The sequence below is a fragment of the Xanthomarina gelatinilytica genome (genome assembly GCF_000348685.1).
GTDB classification, from domain to species: Bacteria; Bacteroidota; Bacteroidia; order Flavobacteriales; family Flavobacteriaceae; genus Xanthomarina; species Xanthomarina gelatinilytica.
Genome location: NZ_ANLA01000013.1, coordinates 93,062 through 111,578, shown reverse-complemented (window position 1 = coordinate 111,578; position 18,517 = coordinate 93,062). Strand labels below are relative to the sequence as shown.

Sequence of the window (18,517 nt, the reverse complement as noted above, 5' to 3'; positions counted from 1 at the left end):
ACATGAGATATCATCCTATTTCAAATAGCTTATTCATAACCAATAGAAAGCGCTTTGTTTCCAAAATGAAGTCAAACACCTTAGCAATTTTAACTTCCAATGATGTGAAGCACAACAATGCAGACGATGTGATGGGTTTTACCCAAAACAACGATTTGTTTTATTTGTGTGGTATTGACCAGGAGGAAACCATTTTGCTTATGTATCCAGATGCGTATAAAAAGGAGCATCGTGAAATTTTGTTTATAAAGGAGACCAATGAGCACATTAAGATTTGGGATGGCGATAAATTAACCAAGGAGCAAGCCACAGATATTTCAGGAATCAACCGTGTGGAATGGTTACAGGATTTCGAGAAAATCCTTCAGCTTATGGCTTTTGAAGCCGATGGGATTTATTTGGGGCATAACGAGCACATTAAGCGTGTGACATACAACCAGCAAACCCAGCAAGACCGAATGATTGCTTGGTGCAAGGAAAAATACCCTTTACATGAGTACCATCGGGCAGCCAAAATTACACGAGAGTTAAGGCTTATAAAATCGGAAGAGGAAATCGCTTTAATGCAAGAAGCTGCCAACATTAGTGTGGCATCTTTTAAACGTGTGTTGAAAGCATGCAAGCCCCTTATGAAAGAATACGAGTTGGAAGCCGAATTAGCATACAATTTAATTAAATCTGGTGCCACGCGTCATGCTTTTAAGCCCATAGTGGCTTCTGGTAAAAATGCATGTGCCTTACATTACAACACCAACGATGCTGTTTGTAAAGATGGTGAGATGATTCTTTTGGATTTTGGTGTTTGCTATGCCAATTACAACAGCGATACCACCAGATGTTTTCCAGTAAATGGGAGCTTTTCCAAAAGGCAAAAAGAGGTTTACAGTTCTGTTTTGCATTGTTTAAAAGAGGGCAGTAAATTATTGAAACCTGGCGTTTTACCTTCTGATTATGAAACACAGATGGCAACATTGGTTGAAACCGAACTCATAAAATTGGGATTGTTAGACGCCAAGGATGTTGCTAATCAGAATCCTGAAAAACCTTTATATAAAAAATATTTTATGCATGGAACAGCACATCATATAGGCTTGGATGTGCATGATGTGGGATTGTATTCCAAACCCTTGGAGCCTGGCATGGTTTTAACCTGCGAACCAGGGATTTATATTCCTGAAGAAGGGCTTGGTTGCCGTTTGGAAAACGATTATTTAATCACCAAAGAAGGAAACATCAACTTAACAGAAGCCATGCCGATAGAAATTGATGAGATTGAAACCCTTATGACTTCTTTATCTTAATATAAAGCCATTTTTCATTGGGTCGTTTGGGTCTATAACAAAGGTGTGTATGCCTGTTATGTGGGCTGTCCCTTCAACTTGAGGGATAACGGCTTTAAACGGGCCATAATTTTCTTCAGATATTATGGAGCCTTTAAATACAGAGTCCGTTATGCTTTCAATGGTCATGACTTCACCATAGGTGATTTCATTTCTGGCTTTGTGAATAGCCATTCTTCCTGACACACCGGAGCCTGTTGGACATCTGTCTACCTCACCTTCGGCAAAAATACAGACATTACGGCTATCAGCACCAGATGCTTGTTGGTTGTTGTCTATAAAAATTGTACCATAAAGAAAGCTTAAATCTTCCTCAAAGGGATGTGCAATTCTTTTGTTGTTTTCCATGACTGCCTGTTTAATATCCATGCCTTTTGAAATCAAGGAACGATAGGATTCAGGTTTTAAATTAAAATCGAAATTATTTTTAGCCATATCCACATAGGCATAAAAAGCACCTCCATACGCTAGGTCGTAAGTCACTTCGCCCAGCCCATTAACCTGTACTTTATTATCTAAGCCAACCACAAAGCTTGGTACACAATGAAACCTGACACCAGTTACTTTTCCCTCTTTAACATGTGCATAGGAAGTGATCCGACCACAAGGTGCATCAATTTTTAAGATATTATCACCTTCTTTAACGTCTATCCAATTCATTTCAACAGCTAACGTTGAAATGGCAATAATGGCATGGCCACACATGGTAGAATAGCCTTCGTTGTGTAAAAAGATGATTCCAAAATCGCCATCATCATCGTTTGGGGGTGTTAAAATACAGCCGTACATATCTGCATGTCCACGAGGTTCAAACATTAAGCCTGTACGTAGGTGGTCGAAATTTTGTTGACAGTACCTGCGATACTCCAATACGGAATTGCCTTTTAATTCGGGAAACCCATCGATAATAACCCGAAGGGGTTCACCACCCGTATGCATGTCTATGGTTTTTATTTCAAGCCAATTAGGATGAGGCTTAAATTGGGTTTTGTTGCGCATGTTTAAATAAGTATCACTCATTTTTAAATTTATTATAATAATAGGTTGCGGCTGTTAAATCTTCCAGGGAATGACCCACAGACTTAAATAGAGTTATTTCTTCAATATTCTTTCTTCCCGATTTTTGATTTGAGCAAAGCTCAAACAAATCTGCTTTAATGTCTTTTTCTTTTAGAACACCACTTTGTAATGGAATAAAAATATCACCACTTTCTTTTAATCCACCTTGATAGGTATCGATGAATACAGATGCTTTTTTTATGGTGTCATCGTCTGCTTCCCTCATATCTGGTTTATAGGCACCAACCAAATCTATATGTTGTCCCGGTTTTAAATATTTGCCTAAAACCAGAGGGGTTTTAGATAGGGTGGCGGAGGATATTATATCAACCTTTGAAATTTTCTCTTCAAGGGTTGGAATGGGATGCACAGCGAATGTTTCATTTTTAAGTTGGGAGGCTATGGCTTGTGCTTTTTTAAACTGTCTTCCCCAGATGTAAACAGTCTCAATGGGTCTTACAGCAGCATGGGCCTTTATGAGGTTTATGGATAAAGCACCAGTGCCTATCATCAGTAATGCGTTAGAGTCTTCTCTGGAGAGAAAGGACGATGCCAAAGCGGAGGCTGCAGCCGTACGTTTTACAGTTAAAGCCTTGGCTTCAATGATGGCTTTAATGGTTCCTTTTAAAGCATCAAAATAAATATAGGTTCCTTGAATGGCAGGTAGGTGATACCTGCTGTTTTCCGGACTTACCGTTACTATTTTAACACCTGCAATATCACTGGGTTTCCATGCAGGCATCAATAACAGTGTGGAGTCTGAATTCACTTCCGGATTGGGAAAATCGTGATGATGACGTAAAGGTACCAAAACCTCATTGTTGGAAAAGCTTTGTTTCAATTCTGAAATCAATTCAGGGAACAGGGTGTTTTCCTCAATAAATGTATCTGTAATCTGTAATATGTTATCCATACTTTAAAAGTAGCCAAAATTTAAATTATATATACATTTTTACTTTAAACTGATGAAAATACTATCAGTATTGGATAATATACTACCTATTTAACAAGAATTACAAAAGCGGTTACTCTTTTAACCAACCATCGATAATGTTATAAATTTCTTTTTGTTTTTCTGGACTGAAACTTTTAATCCTGGTTGTATGACTGCCTTGAGGCAATACAAATTTATAAACCTCACGTTTGGCTGCATCCTTGTCCAATTCAACAGCAGTAGCACTCCAAGCATCATATTCGCCATAAATAAAGAGCATGTCTTCTGCTGAATTATCTAGAAAGGTTTGAATATCTTTCATTGGGATGGGGTCAAAATCTTTAGTGATTCCATCAGGAAAAGCCCAATCGAATTTATAAATGTCTTCGGTGTTTAAATATTGTTTAAAAGGTGCTGTTTCATAACCATATATACCTTGTTGCGTTAAAGCAGCCCAAAAGTACGGTTGCAAAGCTTCAACGGATTTCTCTTCAAAAAACCCATAACCAACCACATCAATCAGGTGTTTGTAAATAGCTTCTGGAGAAGCGTTTTTATTAGGGATGCTTTCAATAGGTGTTCCCCATTGCCAGAAAGCAAACGCGTATTCCAAAATGGTATAATCCAAGGCATTTTCCACGCCAAATTCCCAGGACATTTCTTTTTCCTTGGCTTCTTGTTTCATTATTTCCAAAAGAGCAGCTCTATTTTCAAAACACAATTCTTGAAACTCCCTTACCTTGTCCCTGTTTTCTTGGGTACTTACTGTATTTAGGAACTCATAAACCCTTGGGTCTTCACGTTCAAAGTTCAATGGGCCTACATAACAAACGCAGGCATCGACATTGTCTGGGAAATATCTGCGATGCGCCATGGTTGTTTGGCAGCCTTTAGAAATGCCAGTAGAAATAAATTTCGCGTCAGGATAGAGGGTTTTTCTAATGGCATCGATAATTCTTTTTTGGTCTTTAGCAGCATTTTCAATGGTCAAGGTGTTCCAATCTATGGTTTCTGGTCGTGACTTGTTAAAATAGCGATGTTCTATGTTTAATTGGTTTGCTTGATAATGACTGGCCAGTTCGCCAGCTTTTTCAGAGCCTATGCCGTAACCTTGAAGCTCCACGATAACTGGTTTTGATGGATTTTCGAACCCTAAAAACACACGCTGTTTGAATGTGCCTTTGGAAAGGTTGTTGTGATCTATGGGTTGTTCGAACCAGATTTCATAATTCTCATCGAAATGACTGACAGGCTCTCTTTTTTCAATGCTAACCACATGTTCCATAGAGGCCAGTTTTTCAAAAGTAGATAGGTTGCCTGTGGTGGCAACAGGAGTTTGTGTTGTTTTGCAACTTATAAATAATACAACAAATAGGGTTAGTGAAAACGAGCGAAATAGTTTCATTTTATTTTGGTTTTAATTTATAATAATTCTAAGATACGTTCCAAAGCCATGCCTCTGGAACCTTTAATCAATACTGTGGCATTTTCCAAGGTTTTTAAATGATATGCAGTTTTAAAATCGTCAAAGGTTTTATAGGTTAGGTTAGAGCCTGAAAGGGCTTTGTGGAAATTTTCGCCAATAAAAACCACTTGCGATAATTTTAAGGAATTTGCCAATGCTGCCAGGTCTGTATGTTCTTTATTGGCATCTTGTCCTAACTCGAACATATCTCCAAGAATGGCTATTTTGTTTGTAGCTTCCAATTTCCCAAAATTTTGTAAAGCCACTGTCATGCTTGAGGGATTGGCATTGTAGGCGTCCAGGATTATTTTGGTTGTCCCTTTTTCGATAATTTGAGATCGGTTGTTGTTTGGCACATAATTCTCAATCGCTTCTTTAATTTGTTTTTCATCTACATTAAAATAAGCACCTATAGCAATGGCCACAGCGATATTGTTGAAATTGTATTCGCCAATAAGCTGACTGTTAATTTCAACATTATTAAAAGTAACAGTTACATTTGGTTGGGCACTTTTAAAATAAATTTCATAATCATCTGTTTTTCTGGACCCGAACCTGATGGTTTTGGCTTCTTTGCTTTTTTCCAATTGAATGGGGTCATTGGAGTTTACAAAAATGGTTTTGTTATGGGCAATTAAATGTTTGTAGAGTTCCGATTTTCCTTCAATGACACCTTCTATGCTTCCAAAGCCTTCCAGGTGTGCCTTTCCAAAATTGGTGATCAACCCATAATCGGGATGTGCAATGTTGGAAAGAAACGCTATTTCCTTTTTGTGGTTGGCTCCCATTTCAACAATTCCAATATCTGTGTTTTTGGTCATTTTTAAAAGGGTTAAAGGCACGCCAATATGGTTGTTAAGATTGCCAACAGTTGCTGAGGTTTTATATTTTTGGGAGAGTACAGCGTGTATTAATTCTTTGGTGGTTGTTTTGCCATTGCTTCCGGTTAGGGCAATAATTGGCAAGTTTAGATATTTTCTGTGAACATGTGCCAATTCCTGAAGTGTCTTTAGAACATCGGTCACCAAAATACATTGTTTGTTTATGGCATAGGTTTTGTCGTCTATGATGCAATAGGAAGCGCCTTTGTCCAAGGCTTGCTGGGTAAAGGCATTGCCATTAAAGTTGTCGCCTTTAAGGGCAAAATACAAATCGTTTTTGACAATTTTTCTGGTGTCTGTGGAAACAGATGGATGCTTTAAAAAAAGCGTATGGAGTTGTTCTATGTTCATGAAATAAAAGTATAAAAAAAAGCCCTAACAATTTGTTAGGACTTTTTTAAAAGTTATGAAAATTCTTAGTTTTTAGTTTTGTTCTTGTTTTTGGATTTAGAACCTACACGAGACATGGCACATCTAAAGCCAATGTAATCTGTAGCCATAGTTTGTGGGAAGTAACGTCTTTGCGCTGGATCTAACCAGTATTCCCTGTCTTTCCAAGAACCACCTTTGTACACACGAACTTCGTCGTTGATTAATGAGGTTCTTTTGTTTGATTTATCATATTCCCTGATTAAGGCACCTGTAGAATCATCTACATCAATATTGTGTTTCGGGGAGTTGTACATTTTACTTGTCATGGAAGTTTCGGTAGTAACCCCATCTTCTTCACTAAAGCTTTCTCTGTATTGACGTGATGATTGTTTGTCTCCATCCCTAAAGTTTCTGTTATCGCTTCTGTCGAAGTTTTGTCTTAAATAGGTTTCATCTTCATCCACAGGAACTTGAGCAATTTCTCCAGGTAAATCCCTTGCAATTACTTTTCCGTTAGGTAAGGTATCGAATACAATTTCATCTGTTGTTACAATTTTAACCGTTCCATCTTCGCTAATGGCATTTTTGGTATATACGTTACCACGATAGTAGTTAAAGTCGTTGAATTCATCGTCCACAATAGGTCTGTAAACATCAGCAACCCATTCGGCCACGTTTCCAGCCATATCGTAAAGTCCAAAATCGTTTGGTTCGTATTGTTTTACTTCGTTGGTGATATCTGCACCATCATCAGACCAGCCAGCAATTCCACCGTAATCACCTTTACCTTGTTTGAAGTTGGCCAATTGATCGCCTCTTACCTTACGTTTTCCAGAACGTGTGTATTGTCCATCCCAAGGGTATTTTTTTCTACCTCTGTAAATGTTGTAACTACGTAACTCTGTTAAGCCTAAGGCTGCATATTCCCATTCGGCTTCAGTAGGAAGTCTGTAATCAGGAGGTATAATACCAGTCTCTCTTCCTGCATGTACATTTATAGGTTCTCCATCAGCTGTGGTTTGAACTCTTCTTCTAGTATTGTCAGGATTTGTATACTCACTGTTTCCACCATACACTTGAGAAGGTGCATTGATATATGTGTCTGTATTGAAAGTTTCACCTTCACCAGCAGTTATTTTTGTATCTCTTACAATATAGCCTGCATCTTCTAAATACATTTCTGTAACTCTATCGGTTCTCCAGTTAGCAAATTCAACAGCTTGAATCCAGCTTACTCCAACTACAGGATATTCGCCATAGCCTGGATGACGTAAATAATTTTCTGTCATGACTTCGTTATAGCCCAAACGGTTTCTCCAAACCAAGGTATCTGGTAAGGCACCTGTATAAATTGCTCTATAATTATCTTCAGAAGGTGGATATGTTCTTTTTAACCAATCTAAGTATTCCAAATACATTTTATTGGTCACCTCCGTTTCGTCCATATAAAACGATTGAACGTGTTGTTGTGTAGGTGTGTTGTTCCAGTCGTGCATTACATCGTCCTGAACGCGACCCATGGTAAAGGTACCACCTTCCACAAACACCAATCCAGGAGCTGTTTCTTGTTCTTTAAATTGTGTGTTGTATTGGAATCCACCATCTCTGGAGTTTATGTCCCAACCAGTAGCTCTGGAGCTGTTAGAGCTCGATGATCTTTTACAACCAATCGTAGTTAAAGATATTGTTACTAACAACAAAATCTTGAATGCCATTACTTTTTTCATATCCATACTTTTAAGTAAGCTTATAATATTTTTGGTGACGCAATATAAGAAATATCGGTAATAATACAAGATAAAATGTAAAATTTGATTAAAAATTTATGTATTTCATCCTATTTATTGAGCGTTATAACGATGTTTTTTGCGTTTTATACCGTTAATTTGTGTTTAAATAACGTGTATTTTTATAAATTATTATTGTAATTTTGAAACGTTTGTTAAAATTGTTTGCTTTGTCATACTAACAATCAATTATTCACGTTATTTAATCAATGAAAAAGAAATTTTTATTCCTAACCTTTTTTGCAACCATAGCTATCCATTCCCAACAAAAGCAATTTCAGATTGTTTGGAAAGGAGATAAGATTTTGACTGCAGACACTTATTCTGTAACAGTGCCTTCTTTTAATGAGGCCAATTTTAATTATAGTGATTCCGATGGGTTACAGTTTGTATCGCAGTGGCAGGTTAGCCAAGCCGTAGATCCTTCTTCGGTACGTGTTGAAAATGTTACTTATGCTACCATGTCAAGAAGGGATTTGAAGCAGTTGGCTATTGAAACCATTCCTTCCAGATTGACCTACAGTTTGAAAACCTCTATGGCCAGGGACGATATGTACGCTTATTTTGTGATGTCCCCAATAATTAAGGAAGCCAATGGGAGTTTTAAAAAAGTAACCTCTTTTACGGTGAGCTATTCCAATGGTAGATTGATTACAAATAGACGCGGACAACAACGAGCCATCACAAATTCTGTTTTGAGTAGTGGGCAATGGTACAAGTTTTATGTGGACAAAACAGGAGTACATAAAATAAGTAAAAATTTCTTATCTCAAATGGGGATCCCTGTAGATAATATCGATCCAAGGACTTTAAAGCTTTATGGTAATGGTGGGAATATGATCCCTTATGCCAACTCGGAGCCCTATCCTATGGATATCAATGAAAATGCCATAAGAATTATAGGAGAAAGCGATGGCGTGTTTCATGACAGCGATTATATCCTGTTTTATGCACAAGGCCCTCATGAATTCAATGAGGAAAGCAATACACATATTAATTGTTATACAGATAAAACCTATTATTATATAAATGTAAGTCCCGGAAACGGCAAACGCATCCAGCCTTTTATGCAGCCAACGGGACCAATAGATTTGGATATTAATACGTTTCAGGATTATAGATACCATGAATTGGACGAATACAACTTAGTGAGCGTTGGAAGACGTTGGTTTGGAGATAAATTTGATGTGGAGGATGTTAAAACCTTCGATTTTAGTTTTCCGGATTTGGTAACCACAGAGCCAGTGAATTTAAAAGTTTTTGTTGCTGGTACATCAGAAACCCCAACTTCCATGACTGTTAAGGTGAACAATGATAATATTACCACTTTACCCTTGTTGGCAATTACAGACTCCAACCTGGCAACGGAAGCTAGTTTTAATAATAACATTTCTGTTAATTCATCAAACATCTCTGTGTCTTTAATATACGATAGAGGCTCAAACCCTTCGGCCTTGGCATATGTGGATTACGTATCGCTTGAAGCAACCAGGGCTTTGAAATTTTCAGGGCAACAATTTACCTTTAAAAACAAGGCAGTAACCCAAATGTCTGGAATAGGGCAGTATACTGTTACCAATACATCTCAAGTTCATGAGATTTGGAATGTTACGGACATTTATAATGTTACAAATTTGGTAAATACGGACAACAGTCCAAGTTTAAGTTTTACCTCTTCTTTAGGGACTTTAAAATCTTATGCTTTAGTAACCCCTTTAAATTATTATGAACCCATTTTAGCAGCTAACTCTACGGTGTACAATCAAAATATCAAAGGTAACATCTTTAAAAATGCACAAGGGGAAACCATAGATATCGATTATATCATTGTTACACCAACAAGTTTGAAAGGGCAAGCAGAAAGACTGGCACAAATTAATAGGGTTAACAACAATTTGAATGTAAAAGTGCTTACCTTAAATGAAATTTATGCAGAGTTTAGTACCAGCAATCCAGATATTGGAGCCATAAGGAATTTGGTAAAATATGTGTATGACAATGCCAGCTCCCCGGATAAACGTTTAAAATACCTGTGTTTGTTTGGTGATGGCTCCTTCGATTATAAAGACCGAATTCCCAACAACACCAATTTAGTACCTTCTTGGCATGCATATAACAGTTTCAATTTAACCAATTCGTTTATTTCTGACGATTTTTACGGTATGATGGATTTTAATGAAGGAGACATGTCCATTTCAGATAAATTGGATATAGCAGTGGGTAGGATCTTGGCAGAAAACTATCAAAGTGCCACTGAATTGGTTGATAAAATTGAAAGGTATTACATAGAGGCCTCTTTTGGAAGTTGGAGAAATAATTTTGTGGTTATTTCAGATGATGTCAATGAAGCATGGGAAGAGATACTTGAAGAAACCACTGATGAAATTGGGGATGAGGTAACTGCTGAAAAACCCTTCATTAATGTTACCAAAATACATTTAGATGCTTTTCAGCAAGAATCGTCTGCTGGAGGCGATAGGTATCCTGCAGTTAACGTGGCCATTAAGAATGCTCTCGAGACAGGTGCTTTGGTTGTAAATTATTTTGGTCATGGAGGGGAAGATGGTTTGGCTCACGAGCGTGTTTTTACCAAACCTGATGCACAAGAACTAAATAATGTGTGCAAACTTAATTGCTTTGTAACAGTAACCTGTGAGTTTACCAAATTTGACAACCCCTTACGTCCCACAGCAGGAGAGTATACCTATTGGAATAAAGATGGGGGAGCCATTGGCTTAATTACAACAACCAGACAAATATTTGTACAGGTTGGTGTGGCATTCAATACAGTTTTGGAAGAGTATTTGTTTTCTTATAGCGATAATGATAGCTATCCGGATCATGAGTACCCAAGTATGGCAGAATCTTTAAGACTTACCAAAATAGATCCTGCTATTTCCAGCACCTTGCAAAGGCGCTTGGTGTTTTTTATAGGAGATCCAGCCATGAAACTGGCTTTTCCACAACCCAATATTGTATTAACAAAAATAAACGATGCCCCAATTTCAGGAACTACAGATGTTTTACAGGCTTTAAGTCGGGTGAAGTTATCCGGTGAAGTTGTGGACTTGTCTGGAAACACCCTTACAAATTATAATGGGGTGTTATCAACCACGATATACGATAAAAACATTCAAAGACAGACTTTGGGGAATGATGGTGTTAGGGACGGGGGACAATTGATTATTATGGATTTTGAAACCTTAGGGCCTATTATTTTTAGAGGGCAATCAACTGTAACAAACGGTCAATTCGACATTGAATTTGTTGTTCCAAGGGATATAGGTATTCCTGTGGGTTATGGCAAGGTGAGTTTTTATGCAAAAAAAGATGGCGCATTGGAAGACCAAGCTGGGGCAAGTGTCAATCAAGTGCAAATAGGAGGGCTTAACCCAAACGCACCAGAAGACAATATAGGACCTGTTATTACTGCCTATATGAATGACGAAAGTTTTGTGTCTGGAGGAATTACAAACAGTTCCCCTAATTTATTGGTTAAATTGGAAGATGAAAATGGGATCAATACCGCTAGTGGCATAGGACATGATATTGTTGGGATTTTAGATGGAGATGAAGCAAATCCTTTTATCTTAAACGATTATTACCAAACAGAACTGGACGATTACCAACGAGGCGTTGTAAATTATCCTTTAAGGGATTTAGAGCCAGGATTGCATAGCATGATCATTAAAGCATGGGATGTTTACAATAATTCTTCCACCACAGAAATTCAATTTGTGGTTTATGACGAGAATCAGCAGTTGATCATCGAAAATGTTTTAAATTATCCAAATCCCTTTGTTAATTACACCGAATTTTGGTTTAATCACAATAGTTCGGAGTCTTTAGACGTTTTAGTGCAGGTATTTACCGTTACAGGAAAACTGGTTAGAACTTTAAGTGGGCAAACCAATACGGGTGAATGCTGTGATAATGGAGCTTCTTCGCTGTCCCGTGAGATTATTTGGGATGGAAGGGACGATTTTGGAGATAAAATAGGTAAAGGCGTATATATTTACAAACTTACAGTACATTCGGCAGCCTTGAACAAAACCGTAGAAAAAATAGAGAAACTTGTTATACTATAATAAAAATTTATATTTGCTAAATAAACAACATTCATGAAGAAATCTTTTTTAATCCTATCAGCATTCTTTTTTGCTACTCAAATACAAGCCCAGAATATTGTTGAAGAAATAACCCCAGATCCTTATGATTCCAGAGTCATTACCACAGGTGTTCCTTTTTTATTGATTGCTCCAGATGCGCGTTCGGCATCTTTGGGAGACATGGGAGTCGCCACCTCTGTGGATGGGTTTTCACAGCAATGGAATGCCTCTAAATATGCCTTCTCTGAAACCAAGCAAGGTGTTGCTATTAGTTACACGCCCTATTTAAGTAAATTGGTAAACGATATTTTTTTAGGAAACCTTACATATTTCAATAGATTGAACGAAAGAAGTGCTTTTGGAGCCAGTTTTAAATATTTTTCTTTGGGTGAGATTGAATTTGTTGAAGATGAATTTTCAGAAGAATTAATTAAAAAACCAAATGAATTTACTTTGGATGTCTCTTATGCGCTAAGGTTGAGCGACCAATTTGCCATGGCAGTAAACATGCGTTATTTAAATTCCGATTTAAAAATAGATGACACACAAGATGCCAAGGCAGCAAGTACCTTTGGTGTGGACATTTCTGGGTACTACCAAAGTGAAGAGGAGGCTTACAATAGTTTTAATGGCCGTACCAGGCTAGGTTTTGCCATTCAAAACATAGGACCTAAATTTAAGTATGATGCAGGAGGTCAGGAAAACTTTCAACCTACGACTCTGCGTTTAGGAGGAGGTTTCGACTTTATTTTGGACGATTTCAACAAAATATCCCTAACGGGAGAGGTAACAAAACTATTGGTACCTACACCACCAATTAGAGGGGAAAGACGTGTATATGAAGATGTAGATGATAATGGAGAATATGATCCATCCATAGATAATGTAATCAGTTACGAGCCAGATTATATTATAGAAGGGAAAGATGACGATGTAAGCTTTTTAAAGGGTATGTTTCAATCCTTTGGTGATGCACCAGGAGGTTTCAGCGAAGAAATGCAGGAATGGACTTGGGCCTTAGGAGCCGAATATTACTACCAAGACTCCTTTGCTTTTAGAGCAGGATATTTTCATGAGAGTCCAGATAAAGGGGCCAGACAGTTTTTTGCCATTGGAGCTGGATTTAAATACAATGTGATAGGAATTGATTTGTCCTATTTATTTTCAGCATCCAAAGTACCTAGCCCATTGGAAAACACCTTGCGTTTTTCCTTAACCTTTAATATTGATAGAGAAGCTTATTCAGAATATTAATAGGAATATTTACAAAAACCTGCAAATGAATATTTTACCTATAATTAATGATAATCAGATTCTTCGCTTTGCTCAGAATGACAAAAAAAACTATTGCCAAAAGCAATAGTTTTTTTGTCTGAAATAGGATTGTTATCTTTAAGTATATTTCAAACACCATGAAAGACATAAAAATTGAATCGACGTTAACCGTTTACGATCACATAGACGAATTGCCAACAGATATCATAGAACTAATGGATCAAGCTGCCATAGCGAGAAAAAATTCGTATTCCCCATATTCCAAATTTAGTGTAGGAGCAGCCATTTTATTGGAAAACAAGCAAATTGTTTTAGGTTCCAATCAAGAAAACGCATCTTATCCTTCTGGCCTGTGTGCCGAACGTACAGCCATATTTTATGCAGGTTCCCAATATCCAGAGGTTAAAATTTTAAAAATGGCCATTATAGCAGGTTCCAGAATCCATCAAACCATTACGCCAATCCCTCCCTGTGGATCTTGTAGACAAGCCATTGCAGAATATGAAGTAAAACAGGATGCACCCATAGAAATTTATTTTATGGGAGAAACCGGAAAGGTGGTCAAGTCGCATTCCTTAGCTAATTTACTGCCTTTGGTTTTTGATAAATCGGTGTTGTAAACAGCCCAATACCTATTTATTGAACACTTCTAAAAAAATTTTACGATTTACAGTTTTTTCATTAGTGACTAAAGTGTTACTTTTGTTAATTGTTTAACTCTTTTTTTCAAAAGAGGTATTTTTATTCTTTAGCCTTGCAAAAGGCTTTACAGAAATTATTTTTTTAATATTTACTTAAATGCAAAAAATAACCAAAGAAGTGTACCTTAAATGGTATGAAGACATGTTGTTTTGGAGAAAGTTTGAAGACAAACTTGCTGCTGTTTACATTCAACAAAAAGTAAGAGGATTTCTTCACTTATATAATGGTCAAGAAGCTGTATTGGCTGGAGCATTACATGCCATGGATTTAACCAAGGACAAAATGATCACGGCTTACCGTAACCACGTGCAACCTATAGGGATGGGAGAAGACCCAAAGCGTGTTATGGCAGAATTGTATGGAAAAGCCACAGGAACATCCCAAGGACTTGGAGGATCCATGCACATATTCTCAAAAGAGCACCGTTTTTATGGAGGACATGGTATTGTTGGAGGTCAAATTCCATTAGGGGCAGGTATTGCATTTGGAGATAAATACCACAATATAGATGCCGTAACCCTTTGCTGCTTTGGTGATGGAGCAGCCAGACAAGGTTCGCTTCATGAAACATTTAACATGGCCATGCTATGGAAACTTCCTGTTGTTTTTGTTTGTGAAAACAATGGATACGCCATGGGAACATCGGTAGAACGTACAGCCAACCATACAGATATTTGGAAGTTAGGTTTGGGCTACGATATGCCTTGTGGACCTGTTGATGGTATGAATCCTGTGAAAGTGGCCGAAGCGTTTGATGAAGCCATACAAAGAGCCAGAAGAGGTGACGGTCCAACATTCCTGGAACTAAAAACATACAGATATAGAGGTCACTCAATGAGTGATGCACAGCATTACAGAACAAAGGAAGAAGTAGAGGAGTACAAGAAAATAGACCCAATTACCCAAGTAAAGGATGTTATTCTTGAAAAGAAATATGCTACGGAAGCCGAACTAAAGAAAATTGATAAGCGAGTGAAGGATTTGGTAAACGAATGTGAAAAGTTTGCCGAAGAATCGCCTTATCCAGAAATAAATGTGATGTACGATGCTGTTTACGAACAAAAAGATTATCCATTTATACAACACAAATTATAAGCTATGGCAGAAATTATAAACATGCCTCGTTTAAGCGATACCATGGAAGAGGGCACTGTGGCTACTTGGTTGAAAAAGGTTGGAGATAAAGTAGAGGAAGGTGATATCCTTGCCGAAATTGAAACAGATAAAGCCACCATGGAGTTTGAGTCCTTTCATCAAGGGACCTTGTTACACATAGGTGTTCAAGAAGGGGAAACCACAAAAGTTGACGAATTGTTGGCCATTATTGGCGAGGAAGGAGAAGATATCTCAGATTTAATTTCAAATTCCAAAACGCAAGCTTCAAATTCCAAAGAGGATAAAACATCGGACCGATCAAAGGAAGATGAAAAATCCAAAGATGATAAAGTTGCACAGAGCGAAGACGAAGCATCCCATAACGATTCCAATAACACAACCGAACTCCCAGAAGGGGTTACTGTAGTGACCATGCCGCGATTAAGTGATACCATGGAAGAAGGAACCGTTGCAACTTGGCTAAAAAAAGTAGGCGATCAGGTATCTGAAGGCGATATTTTAGCCGAAATTGAAACAGATAAGGCAACCATGGAATTTGAAAGTTTCCAAGCAGGAACCTTATTGCATGTTGGTTTAGAGGAAGGTGAATCTGCCAAAGTTGATGCACTTTTGGCCATTATAGGTCCAGAAGGCACAGATGTTTCTGCCATTGCCAAAAACTTTAAAGCCGAAGGAGCTTCCACCAAAAGCGAAACAACAGGAGCAGGTACAGCTTCCAAGAAAAAAGAAAATGCACCTCAGGAGGCACCTAAGCAAACAAGTGCCACTTCAGGTTCCGGATCAAGTTCTTCATCAACGTCAAGTTCAGATTCAAGTAGAATTTTTATTTCACCTTTGGCCAAAAAAATGGCAGATGAAAAAGGGATAAATATTCAACAAGTAAAAGGGTCTGGCGAAAATGGCAGAATCATTAAACGAGATATCGAGAACTTTACACCTGCTGCTTCAGCTTCGGTTGGGAAATTTGTACCAACAGGACAGGAAGATTTTGATGAGGTTAAACACTCGCAAATGCGTAAAGTGATTGCCAAACGATTGGCTGAATCCAAATTTACGGCACCACATTATTACTTAAATGTGGAGTTTAATATGGAACATGCCATAGCGTTCCGTGAGCAATACAATTCGTTACCAGACACCAAAATATCCTATAACGACATGATAGTTAAGGCCTGTGCCTTGGCTTTGAAAAAGCATCCACAAGTAAATTCACAATGGTTTGATGATAAAATGCAATTAAACAACCATGTACATATAGGTGTGGCAGTTGCTGTTCCAGATGGTTTGGTGGTACCAGTAGTGAAATTTGCCAATGAACAAAGTCTGACACAGATTGGAGCAGCCGTTAAGGATTTTGCTGTAAAAGCCAGAAACAAAAAGTTGACACCACAAGAGATGGAAGGCAGTACGTTTACCATTTCCAATTTGGGAATGTTTGGGATAGAGAGTTTTACGTCTATCATCAACCAGCCAAATTCGGCCATACTATCCGTTGGAGCCATTATAGAAAAACCTGTGGTTAAAAACGGACAAATAGTTGTTGGGCACACCATGAAACTTACCATGGCTTGTGACCATAGAACTGTTGATGGTGCTACGGGATCGGAGTTTTTGCTCACTCTTAAAGGATATATTGAAAATCCTGTGACCATGCTGGTATAAATATTTTCAGCAGGAATACCCTAATAAAAAAAACCTGTTTCATTTTAATTGGAACAGGTTTTTTTATCTTTAAACAAAATACGCTAAACCTATGAAACATTTTTTATTTCTTATCAGTATCACATTGCTGTTGCTTGGTTGTAAATCCACGACTGTGGTTATGAACAACGACAATCCCAAGGAGAACATTATTCCAGAACCTTCAAAAAACGATGTGATCATGACATCGTCTGCCGAAACAGTAGACATCCCTTTAATTTCAAGTTCAGAACTTAAAGAAACGGTTGGTTTTTTGGCTTCCGATGAATTGAAAGGAAGGGGAACGGGAACTGAAGGAATTGAACAGGCTGCTGCTTTTATTGAAAATACATTTAAGGCCAACCAGTTGAAGCCATATTTTGAAACCTATAGGGATTCGTTTTTGGTAGGCGATAAGCATGCCTATAATATTATAGGTTTTTTGGAAGGTCAGGATGCCTTGCTTAAAGAGGAAGTTATCATCATAGGTGCACATTACGATCATATTGGGTATGGAAAAGTAGTTGAAAACGATTCCATAGCCAATGGAGCAAACGACAATGCTTCCGGAACCAGTGCTGTTTTGGCAATGGCAACATATTTTTCAAAGAAAAAATCCCATGGAAGAAGCTTGATGTTTGTGCTTTTTTCTGCTGAAGAAATGGGTTTGTTGGGTTCTAAACATTTGGCAGGGAAATTAAAAACCGAAGGTATTGATTTGTACACCATGTTAAACTTTGAAATGATTGGTGTTCCTTTTACCGATAGGGATTATGTGGCTTTTGTAACGGGTTACGATTTATCCAATATGGCAGCAAAAATCAATGAATACGCAGGAAGCAACTTGGTGGGATTATCGGAAATAGCTAAGCAATATCAGTTGTTTAAAGCTTCCGACAATCACCCATTTTACGAGGCCTTTAAATTGCCATGTCAGACCATTGCCTCTTGTGATTTGTCCAATTATGATTATTATCACCATGTGGATGATGAAGCCGATCAACTGGACTATCAGCATATGTCATCATTAATAAACAGCATGATTCCTGTTATTGAAAAAATGAGTCTAACTCCAACCAAAGAAATTGTATTATATGAAGAGTAAACATATTATTGTTACAGGCACAAGCAGAGGGATTGGTTACGAATTGGTACAGCTATTTGCAGCCCAAGGACATCGTGTTTTGGCTTTGTCCAGGAATCATCAACCCATATCAAAACTTCAATTACAAAACGTTACCACGTTTTCTTTCGATTTATCTGATCCTGAATCTTATAGTGAAGTGGATGCATTTATTCGTAAAGAATGGAAGCAGCAGGTAGATGTGTTAATAAACAATGCTGGTGCTTTACTGAATAAACCTTTTAAAGAAACCACATATCAGGAATTTCAGCAAGTATATCAAACAAACGTGTTTGGGGTTTCTGAAATGATCAGGACCATCTTGCCATTTACCAACAAAGAAAGTCATGTGGTAAGCATAAGTTCCATGGGAGGTGTACAGGGAAGTATGAAATTTCCGGGACTTTCGGCCTATTCTTCCAGTAAAGGGGCTGTTATAACCTTAACCGAATTATTGGCCGAAGAATACAAAGAAACAGGACCCCGTTTTAACGTGTTGGCCTTGGGAGCAGTACAAACAGAAATGTTGGAAGAAGCCTTTCCAGGATATCAAGCTCCAATAACAGCTCTGGATATGGCCAAATATATTTTTGATTTCTCATTGAACGGACAAAAATATTATAATGGAAAGCTGCTTCAAGTTTCAAATTCCACTCCTTGAACTCTTTAAAAAC

General features: G+C 37.7%; 13 protein-coding genes. 8 read left to right on the top strand and 5 right to left on the bottom strand.

All coding sequences use genetic code 11. The features are described 5' to 3' along the window. Positions 1–2: 2 nt before the first annotated feature. Positions 3–1,301, top strand: a complete 1,299-nt coding sequence (locus tag D778_RS08485; RefSeq protein ID WP_007649686.1) for an aminopeptidase P N-terminal domain-containing protein — start codon at positions 3–5, stop codon at positions 1,299–1,301. Here the strand turns inward: D778_RS08485 and D778_RS08480 are convergent. From D778_RS08480 to gldJ, 5 genes are all read right to left on the bottom strand, one after another. Further along, positions 1,293–2,360, bottom strand: a complete 1,068-nt coding sequence (locus D778_RS08480) for a proline racemase family protein (RefSeq protein ID WP_007649685.1) — start codon at positions 2,358–2,360, stop codon at positions 1,293–1,295. The two genes, D778_RS08485 and D778_RS08480, sit on opposite strands and share 9 nt — an antisense overlap. After that, positions 2,353–3,312: a bifunctional Delta(1)-pyrroline-2-carboxylate/Delta(1)-piperideine-2-carboxylate reductase gene (gene lhpI, locus D778_RS08475; RefSeq protein WP_007649683.1), complete on the bottom strand. Its 960-nt coding sequence runs from the start codon at positions 3,310–3,312 to the stop codon at positions 2,353–2,355. The genes D778_RS08480 and lhpI overlap by 8 nt, the downstream gene beginning before the upstream one ends. A gap of 112 nt (positions 3,313–3,424) precedes the next feature. Further along, a complete protein-coding gene (locus D778_RS08470) occupies positions 3,425–4,738 on the bottom strand; it encodes a S28 family serine protease (RefSeq protein WP_007649681.1) in 1,314 nt (437 codons plus the stop codon). A gap of 17 nt (positions 4,739–4,755) precedes the next feature. After that, the gene (locus D778_RS08465) at positions 4,756–6,030 is read right to left on the bottom strand and encodes a UDP-N-acetylmuramoyl-tripeptide--D-alanyl-D-alanine ligase (RefSeq protein ID WP_007649675.1); all 1,275 of its coding nucleotides are present in this window, start codon (positions 6,028–6,030) and stop codon (positions 4,756–4,758) included. Positions 6,031–6,095: 65 nt separating this feature from the next. Continuing rightward, positions 6,096–7,784, bottom strand: a complete 1,689-nt coding sequence (gldJ, locus tag D778_RS08460) for a gliding motility lipoprotein GldJ (RefSeq protein ID WP_007649672.1) — start codon at positions 7,782–7,784, stop codon at positions 6,096–6,098. A 263-nt stretch (positions 7,785–8,047) separates the two neighbouring features. Here gldJ and porU point away from each other — a divergent pair, with 263 nt between their 5' ends. From porU to D778_RS08425, 7 genes are all read left to right on the top strand, one after another. Next, a complete protein-coding gene (porU, locus tag D778_RS08455; RefSeq protein WP_007649670.1) occupies positions 8,048–11,926 on the top strand; it encodes a type IX secretion system sortase PorU in 3,879 nt (1,292 codons plus the stop codon). A gap of 33 nt (positions 11,927–11,959) precedes the next feature. Continuing rightward, on the top strand, positions 11,960–13,201 hold the full coding sequence (gene porV, locus D778_RS08450; protein WP_007649668.1) for a type IX secretion system outer membrane channel protein PorV: 1,242 nt from the start codon (positions 11,960–11,962) through the stop codon (positions 13,199–13,201). A 158-nt stretch (positions 13,202–13,359) separates the two neighbouring features. After that, entirely contained in the window at positions 13,360–13,842 is a 483-nt protein-coding gene (gene cdd / locus D778_RS08445; RefSeq protein ID WP_007649666.1) for a cytidine deaminase, read from the top strand. A 178-nt stretch (positions 13,843–14,020) separates the two neighbouring features. Continuing rightward, positions 14,021–15,019, top strand: a complete 999-nt coding sequence (gene pdhA, locus D778_RS08440; RefSeq protein ID WP_007649665.1) for a pyruvate dehydrogenase (acetyl-transferring) E1 component subunit alpha — start codon at positions 14,021–14,023, stop codon at positions 15,017–15,019. Positions 15,020–15,022: 3 nt separating this feature from the next. Further along, positions 15,023–16,702 carry a pyruvate dehydrogenase complex dihydrolipoamide acetyltransferase gene (locus D778_RS08435; protein ID WP_007649664.1) on the top strand — a complete coding sequence of 560 codons (1,680 nt, stop codon included), beginning with the start codon at positions 15,023–15,025 and terminating at the stop codon, positions 16,700–16,702. 91 nt (positions 16,703–16,793) lie between these two features. Beyond that, positions 16,794–17,825, top strand: a complete 1,032-nt coding sequence (locus tag D778_RS08430) for a M28 family peptidase (protein WP_040491914.1) — start codon at positions 16,794–16,796, stop codon at positions 17,823–17,825. Further along, on the top strand, positions 17,815–18,504 hold the full coding sequence (locus D778_RS08425) for an SDR family NAD(P)-dependent oxidoreductase (protein WP_007649662.1): 690 nt from the start codon (positions 17,815–17,817) through the stop codon (positions 18,502–18,504). Before D778_RS08430 ends, D778_RS08425 begins: the two co-directional genes overlap by 11 nt. Positions 18,505–18,517: the final 13 nt, after the last annotated feature.